The sequence below is a fragment of the Pseudomonas tehranensis genome (genome assembly GCF_014268615.1).
Taxonomy (GTDB): Bacteria; Pseudomonadota; Gammaproteobacteria; order Pseudomonadales; family Pseudomonadaceae; genus Aquipseudomonas; species Aquipseudomonas tehranensis.
Genome location: NZ_JABWQV010000238.1, coordinates 1 through 7,769 on the forward strand (window position 1 = coordinate 1; position 7,769 = coordinate 7,769).

The window sequence follows — 7,769 nt, forward strand, 5'->3', positions numbered from 1 at the left end:
TGTGGGAGCGGGCTTGCTCGCGAAGGCGTCAGATCAGCCAACACATTTCCTGGATCAAACCATCCCCACCTGCTTCAACTCACTCTTCAAGTAAGCATAATAAATCGGCCCCGCCACCACGCCCGGCAGGCCGAACGCGGCTTCGAACACCAGCATCGCCATGAGCAATTCCCAGGACTTGGCGCTGATCTGCCCACCGACGATGCGGGCATTGAGGAAGTATTCGAGCTTGTGGATGACGATCAGGTAGCCCAGCGCGGCCATTGCCACCCAGATCGACAGCGACAAGGCGACGATGGTGATCAGGGTGTTGGACATCAGGTTGCCAATGACCGGCAGCAGCCCCAACAGGAACGTCATGACGATCAGGGTCTTGGTCAGCGGCAGGTGGATGCCAAACAGCGGCAGCACCACCGCCAGGAAGATCCCGGTGAAGAAGGTGTTGAGCAGGGAAATCTTGATCTGGGCGAACACAATGTTGCGGAACGCCTTGACCAACAGGTTCAGACGGTCGAACAGCGCCGCAGCCAGGGGCTTGCGCTTGGTCAGGTCGGGGATGCGCTGCAGGGCGACGATGGCCCCCAGGACCATGCCGATCAACAACGTCACGAACATGTGGGCCGCATCCTTGCCCACCAGTTGCAAGTCGCTCAGGTGCTTGGTCATCCAATCGCCAATGGCCACCCGGAACTCGGCCGCGCTGGCCGGCAGGTAGGCGTCGATGAACGGCGGCAACTGACCCCGGGCGCGGTCGACCACCGCCATGAACATGTCCAGGGACGACCCCGGGTTTTCCGCCTCATGGAGCAGGAAACTGAAGGCCCCGGCGAAAATCAGCGTCAGCACACTGACCACCAGCGTGCCCAGCAGCGCCACCGCCAACCAGCGGGCCCGCCGGCCCTCGATCAGCCGTTGCAGTTGCGGGGTGAGCATGTTGACCAGCTCGAACACCAGTAAACCGGCCAAAAGGCTCGGCAACAGGCGCAGTGGCAGCACCAGCAACAACCCACCAAAAATGATCACCCAACTGATCACCAACAAGACATGACGCTGAGAAAACGTTGGCATACAGCCTCAGAACAAAACGGCGTAAAGGATCGGCAGTCTGCCAGCGTTCTGCTGGCGAAGCGAGAAGATCGCAGCCTCCGGCAGCTCCTACAGAGACCGTGTTCCCCCTGTAGGAGCTGCCAAGTGCAACGAGGCTGCGATCTTTTAATCCTTATTTCTTCTTCAGGCAATCGCTCATGAATGCCTTGCGGGCATCGCCTTTCAGGGCCTGAGTGGTGGCGTCGGCGTTACAGGTTTTCATACGCTCCTGCGGCGTCGCCGGGGTGGCCTTGAGGCAGTTGCTCATGAAGGCTTTGCGCTCGTCACCCTTGAGGGCCTTGGCGCTGGCGTCGGCATTGCAGGTGGTCATCTTGTTCTGTTGGGCCGTGGCGGCAAAGCCCTGGGAAGACAGCAGCAACCCGAGCAGCAACAAAGGAACACGCAGCATCTTCATGATGTTTTCTCCTGACTGCCGCACGATGGGTACGGCGATGAAATGCAGTGTAGACAAAGCCTGTCACACCTTCATCTGCGTGATTTTTTGTGCCGGATTGACCGTCTTCGCGAGCAAGCCCGCGCCCACATTCGACCGAGTTTCGTCAGAAGGAATGCGGTTAAATGTGGGAGCGGGCTTGCTCGCGAAGAACGATAACGCGGTCCTGACGTTCTACACCCCCGCCGCCTTCAATCGCTGCGCATGCTCGACGAACAAACGAACCGGCTCGGCGCCCTTGCCCACCAGCCCCAGCGACTGGTTGACGATGTCGAAGTGATCCAGCGGATAGTCATCGCCGATCACCGTGCCCAGGTGCGAGCTGTAGCGCCCGACCATGCCGTCGCATTGCCCGGCCTCGCGCACGAAGGTGCGAGCGAAGAGCCGGCAGGTACGGTTGGTACCGTCCAAGAGGTTAAGTCCCTTGTCGGTCTTGCCTGGTTGCAAGGTCCCGGACCAGGAGTAATAACGCACACCATTGACCTCTTCGGGTCCACTCCCACCCCACGTTTCTGGCAGGCCCTGCGGATAGTGCTGGTTGAACAGGGCCACGCCCGCGGTAGTGAGAGAACCGTGGGACGCTTGGATATCCACCGGCAACCTGGGCCCGCGATAACCGGTTTCCAGCAGGCTCATCAGGGCGCCGATCAACCGCAGCAAGGCACTGAGCAAGCGCCCCTTGACGCTGTCAGCCGGGTAGTGAGTCTGCAGGTAATCAGCCAGCTCGGAACCATGGTTGGTGCCGGCCACCGAGGTGACCGATGCCACCAGGTCCGGGCGCTTGGCCGCCGCGTAACGTGCCGTCAAGGCGCCCTGGCTGTGGCCGATCAGGTTGACCTTCTGCGCACCGGTTTGCTTCAGGATCTCCTCGATCCGCGCGAGCAACTGCTCGCCGCGCACCTCGGATGAGTGCAGCGGTGACACCTGCACAGCAATCACCACTGCCCCACCCCGGCGCAACGCCGAGACGATCCCATACCAGTACGGGTACAGCACCAGACGAATGAACCCGAGCATTCCGGGGACCAGCACCAGCGGGTAACGAGTGGCGCACTGTTGTGACATGGCGACATCCTTGATCAATAGGTGGTCAGCATCGGTATCGATGATGACCCGTCTATGACACCCGCGCCATCAGAACGTCTGCGCCAACCCCAGCAAGCGTTGCTCGGCCTCGGCGCAAGACTGGGCGAAACTGCGCTCAGCCGACTCCTCGCCTTCGGCGGCAACCACCGTCACATCGGTGATACCGATAAAGCCCAGCACGGTGCGCAACAGCGTGTCGGCGTGATTCATTCCCTCAAGCCGACCGCCGGGCCCGAAACCGAAGTCGCCACGACTGGTTACGATCAGCGCTTTCTTGCCCAGTACCAGCGGTTCGTACTGCGACACGCCGTTATCCAGGCTGTGGTTGAACGTCAGCCCGATCCGCACGATCTGGTCGATCCAGGCTTTTACTCCGCTAGGCACGCTGAAGTTGTGCATGGGTGCGGAGATGACCAACCGATCATGGGCCTGCAACTCCGTCACCAATGCATCACTGAGTGCCAGATCGGCCTGCATGGTCAACGGGCGGGCTTGCGGTTCGGGGTAGAACGCCGCCGCGATGAATGCTTCATTGACCGGAGGAATCACGGTGCGCCCCACTTCGCGACGGGTCGGCTGGGAATGCGGATGAACCGCCTGCCAGGCCGAGACAAAGCTTTCGGCCAGACGTCGGGAGTGAGAGCGCTCGCCCCGAGGGCTGCCATGCACGACAAGAATTTTGCTCATCTTAATCTCCTGGGTTTGCGACTAGAATCAAGTCGATTCTTTTCGCTTACAGCTTGACGTCCAACGCTACGGGCGGACAAATGAGCGCTCATCAAGTTAGATGAGATAATTTCATCCATGGCCATTCAGGAGATCTGTGATGTTTGCCACGCTGCCCCTCAACGCATTGCGCGCCTTTGAGTCTGCCGCACGGCTGCTCAGCTTCAAGGCTGCGGCGGCGGAGCTGTCGGTGACACCCACAGCGGTTTCCCATCAGATTCGCGCCTTGGAAACTTGGCTGGGTGTGCAGCTGTTCGAACGTCAGCCGCGCCAGGTGCGGCTCACCGACGGCGGCCAACGCTTGTTCAACAGCCTGCACGGGGCCCTGCTGGAAGTGGCGCAAAGCGTCGACACCCTGCGCCCACAACGCACCAATACCCACCTGACCCTTTCCACCACCGCAGCGTTTGCCAGCCTGTGGCTGGTGCCGCGCCTGGGCCGGTTTTATGCGCGTCATCCGAATATCAACGTGCGCCTGGACACCCACTGCGAAGTGGTCGATCTGCATCAGGACGCCAGCGTCGACCTGGTGGTGCGCTACAGCCTGGACAGCTATCCGAACCTGTACGGCCTGTGCCTTTTCGATGAACACTTCGGCGTGTACGGCTCGCCGGAACAAGTGGCCCTGGCCGCGCAGAGGCCGCCCACGCTGATCAGCGTGCGCTGGCATAACGCCAAACTGTACGCCCATGGCTGGGAAGCCTGGTGCGCTCAGGCCGGCGAAACCTGGCTGGCCCGACAACCGTGCGTGCGCGAGTACGACGAGGAGCATTACGCCCTGCAAGCGGCGATAGCCGGGCAAGGACTGGTACTGGCGAGCAACATCCTCGCTTCCGAAAGCGTCGCCAGTGGCCTGTTGGTGGCTTATCGGCCGCAGATCCAGGTCAACGGCGCGGGCTACAGTGCTCTGTGCGTTCCGGGTCGCGAACGCCATGCACCCGTGCGGGCATTCTTCCAGTGGCTGGAAGAAGAGGCTCGGTTGTCCGGTCATGCACTGAAAAATTCAGTAAAACTATTCGAGGATCGCGTCACTCAGACTTAGAGCGATCACGCCAACAGAGCGTGACGTCCTACCGGATCAGCCTCAAGGAGAATGCTATGAGTGACATGCACCTATCCGATGTAACCACCCTGCGCGAACGGGCGCGGCAGAACGTGCAGAACGGCGCGGTGACCGAGGGCTATAGCGCCGATCGACAGGAAGTCATTCGTCTGCTCAACGAAGCGCTGGCCACGGAGCTGGTATGCGTGCTGCGCTACAAGCGCCACTACTTCATGGCCACCGGCCTCAAAGCCAGCGTAGCGGCAAGCGAGTTTCTCGAACACGCCAACCAAGAAGCCGAACACGCCGACCAGCTCGCTGAGCGCATTGTGCAGTTGGGCGGCGAGCCGGAGTTCAACCCAGACCTGTTGACCCATAACTCTCACGCCCAGTACGTGGCGGGGAACACCCTCAAGGAAATGGTCTACGAAGACCTGGTCGCCGAACGGATCGCCATCGACAGCTATCGGGAAATCATCCAGTACATCGGTGAAAAAGACCCGACCACCCGGCGAATCTTCGAAGACATCCTGGCTCAGGAAGAAGAGCATGCCGATGACATGGCCGATTTGTAGTATCGCTATCGCGAGCAGGCTCGCTCCCACATCAGACCGTGTTCTTTCAGACAGAATGCGGATCAATGTGGGAGCGAGCCTGCTCGCGATAAGGCCGGTAGCCTCACCGCAAAGTCCGGCTACCGGGTTGGCTTGACCGTCGCCGGCGCCTTGCCGGCTTTCATCTGTTCCAGCAACGGCGCGCACTGGTTCGGCTCGCCACCGCTGGGCGCAACCAGGGCCAACAACCCGGCCGCCGGCGCGGCAATGACGCCCAGCGCCACCATGCCGGCACCACGCAGCATCAATGGCACAGCCTTGACGCCCGCCGCGGGCTTGGCGAAGGTGCCGCGCACGTACAAGGGCGAGCGCAGGGAAATCAAGCGCCAGCCCTTGGACTCCGGAGTAATGGTCAGGTCCAGTTGTTCGCTGGCCATGTTCGCCGTGCCATCGACGTAAATGATCGCGTTTGCGGTGTCGAACACGAACAGGCGAGTGGTCGCCAGGCCGGTCTTGATATCGAAGTCCGCCGCCGCGCAGTTGATCTTCACTTCCTCGTCGCCAAAGATTTTTCCCACCACATAGTTGCCGACGTTCAGCCCCGCCAATTCCATCAACTCCCGACTGATGGCACCGTCGTTGATGAGCATTTTCAACGTGCCATTGGCGGTGCCCAGCAACGCCGCCACTGAATTGCCACGGCCGGAGATATCGGCATCGCCGTTCAGTTCACCGAAACTGGTTTTCATCGGCGCGAAACCGGGGAACAACTGTTTGAGTTTGAAACCCCGCGCCGTCAGCCTGGCCTTTCCCTCAAGGGGCCGGGTGCGACCGTTGAGGCGGATCTGCGCATCGAGCCGGCCACCGGCCACACCGAAGCGCAGGGGCTCGAGGCTGAGTTGGCCATCGTTGAGCACCAGGTGCGTGTACAGGTCGGTGAACGGTAACTGCTCACTGTGGACGATTCGTTTGCCGGTGAACTCCACGTCGGCATCCATCACGCCCCAGCGCTCAGTACGAAACTCTTCCACGGGCAGGACTTTGTCGGACGGTTGTTTGCTCGCCCCGCCGCGGGCCTTTTGTTGCGCGTTGGAGTCAGCACCGATCAGCGGCGCCAGGTCGCTGAACAACAGCTGATTGGACACCAGCGCACCACTGAGTTTGGGCCGCGGCTGACTGGCCACGTAAGCCAGGTCACCGTGGATATCGCTATCGCCAATCTTGCCGTTGAAGGCCTCATAACGAAACAGTGCCCCGCCCGATTCGTGGAGCTTGGCGATCAGGCGGCCATCGGTGGAATAGGGCGGCGAATCCGGCAGGGTCACGCCGGTCAGCGGGTAAAGATTGGCCAGGCTGTTACCGGCCAGTTTCAAGCGCAGGTCCAGCGCACCCAGATTCATCGGGTCAGTCAGCGTACCGGCCAGTTCGACACGGGTATCGCCAATCTTCGCCTGGGCCTGCAACGGAAAAGGTTGCGACGCATCCTGCAGGGCCAATAGACCACCGACCTTGCCGGAGCCGGCGAGGCTCTGTCCGTGATACTGGCCGTTGACCTTGAAGGCAAACGCATAATCCTGGGGAGATGCGCCTGCGTCGCGGACTTTTTTCGCGGCATTGTCACCGACGATATCGCTGAACGGGATGGGTTTGCCCAACGGGTCGATCAACAGGTCCAGGCGGGTTTTCAGCGTCTGGTCATCAAGGGTCACATGGCCTTTATCAAAGCCGATGGTGCCAATGTCCACGACCCAGCTGGACGGCTCGGCGTCCGGGTCTTTCGGATCGAACTCGAACGTCCAGTTGGCACGCCCATCGGCCAGGCGTTGCAGGTTGGCGTCGGGCTCGGTCAGGTCGATGCGGGGGATTGCCACTCGCCGGGCCAGCAAGGCCAGGGGCGAAATGCGTAATTCGACGCGCTTGAGCGTGACCATTTGTGCGGTTTTTGACCAGTCCGGGTTGCCCAGGCTCAAGTCTTCGGCCACCACATGAGGCCACGGCACCCAGGCCCGCCAGCCGCCCTCCCGCGGCTCACGTTGCCAAACCACCGCCAGGTTGCCATTGATGGCGAACGGGCGATGCAACTCTTCGGAAACCTTGGCGTTGAGCGGCGGCTTTATCCGGTTCCAATCGAAGAACGCGATGACCAGCACCAATACGGCCAGCAGGACAACAAGGCTGGCGAGGGTCCAGGCGAAGATTTTTGAGGTGCGCGTCATGCACAAGGCTCCTGATGACAAATCTGCGTCCGGACGGCGACGCCTTGGAAACACGAACCTGTAATCGGCTCGTTATGAAGAGTAGGACTGACGATGCGGCCAACTGGTTTAACACTTTGGGCGACGGGCGGTACAAAAAATTGAAAAAATCCTGACCAAACCGCCAACTACCTGTTACCGCCCCCGCACTTTTGCGTGGCATGAATGGGTATAAAATACCCACTGCAGTGCAAAATCACACCGCGCAAAGGCCCGTTCTAGAGCCTTTCCACAGAACAATCAATTCCGTTGATTATTACCATTGCCTTTATGAACTTTTATATCGACTTATCGAGAGTAGCATTGGCTCCGTACCCACTTTATCGCCCTCCCAAGGAGCACTGATCATGAAACGCCAATTGCTGATGAGCCTCACCCTTTCAATGCTGGCTTCCACCGCTTTCGCACTGCCAGCCTCCGAACAAGCCACGCCACAGGTCAAGGACAGCCGTTCGGTCTATAGCCAGACCGTTGCTGAAGATGGCTTCGATCAGACCCGTCAAGGTCAGGAACTGGCTGAAGGCGGCTACGAACGCACCCCTCAGGGCCAGGAAGTCGCTGAAGGT

General features: G+C 60.4%; 7 protein-coding genes and 1 pseudogene. 3 read left to right on the top strand and 5 right to left on the bottom strand.

Annotated elements, in window-relative coordinates:
• Window positions 1–54 precede the first annotated feature (54 nt).
• The 4 genes from HU811_RS22700 to HU811_RS22715 all read right to left on the bottom strand — a co-directional run bounded on the left by HU811_RS22700 (window position 55) and on the right by HU811_RS22715 (window position 3,313).
• Window positions 55–1,068, bottom strand: a complete 1,014-nt coding sequence (locus tag HU811_RS22700; protein WP_092395824.1) for an AI-2E family transporter — start codon at window positions 1,066–1,068, stop codon at window positions 55–57.
• 151 nt (window positions 1,069–1,219) lie between these two features.
• Window positions 1,220–1,501 (bottom strand): PsiF family protein, encoded by a 282-nt coding sequence (locus HU811_RS22705; RefSeq protein WP_092395822.1) that lies wholly within the window; start codon window positions 1,499–1,501, stop codon window positions 1,220–1,222.
• Between the two features lie 213 nt (window positions 1,502–1,714).
• The gene (locus tag HU811_RS22710; RefSeq protein WP_092395820.1) at window positions 1,715–2,605 is read right to left on the bottom strand and encodes an esterase/lipase family protein; all 891 of its coding nucleotides are present in this window, start codon (window positions 2,603–2,605) and stop codon (window positions 1,715–1,717) included.
• A 69-nt stretch (window positions 2,606–2,674) separates the two neighbouring features.
• On the bottom strand, window positions 2,675–3,313 hold the full coding sequence (locus HU811_RS22715) for an FMN-dependent NADH-azoreductase (protein WP_186658192.1): 639 nt from the start codon (window positions 3,311–3,313) through the stop codon (window positions 2,675–2,677).
• Window positions 3,314–3,452: 139 nt separating this feature from the next.
• On the opposite strand from HU811_RS22715, the gene HU811_RS22720 reads away from it, so the two are divergent.
• Window positions 3,453–4,394, top strand: coding sequence for a LysR substrate-binding domain-containing protein (locus tag HU811_RS22720; protein WP_186658195.1), 942 nt, complete (start codon window positions 3,453–3,455; stop codon window positions 4,392–4,394).
• A gap of 56 nt (window positions 4,395–4,450) precedes the next feature.
• On the top strand, window positions 4,451–4,969 hold the full coding sequence (locus tag HU811_RS22725) for a ferritin-like domain-containing protein (RefSeq protein WP_186658197.1): 519 nt from the start codon (window positions 4,451–4,453) through the stop codon (window positions 4,967–4,969).
• A gap of 119 nt (window positions 4,970–5,088) precedes the next feature.
• On the opposite strand, the gene HU811_RS22730 is transcribed toward HU811_RS22725, so the two are convergent.
• A complete protein-coding gene (locus HU811_RS22730) occupies window positions 5,089–7,164 on the bottom strand; it encodes an AsmA family protein (protein WP_186658199.1) in 2,076 nt (691 codons plus the stop codon).
• Between the two features lie 386 nt (window positions 7,165–7,550).
• On the opposite strand from HU811_RS22730, the pseudogene HU811_RS22735 reads away from it, so the two are divergent.
• Window positions 7,551–7,769, top strand: a pseudogene (locus HU811_RS22735) (hypothetical protein); the annotation flags it as partial.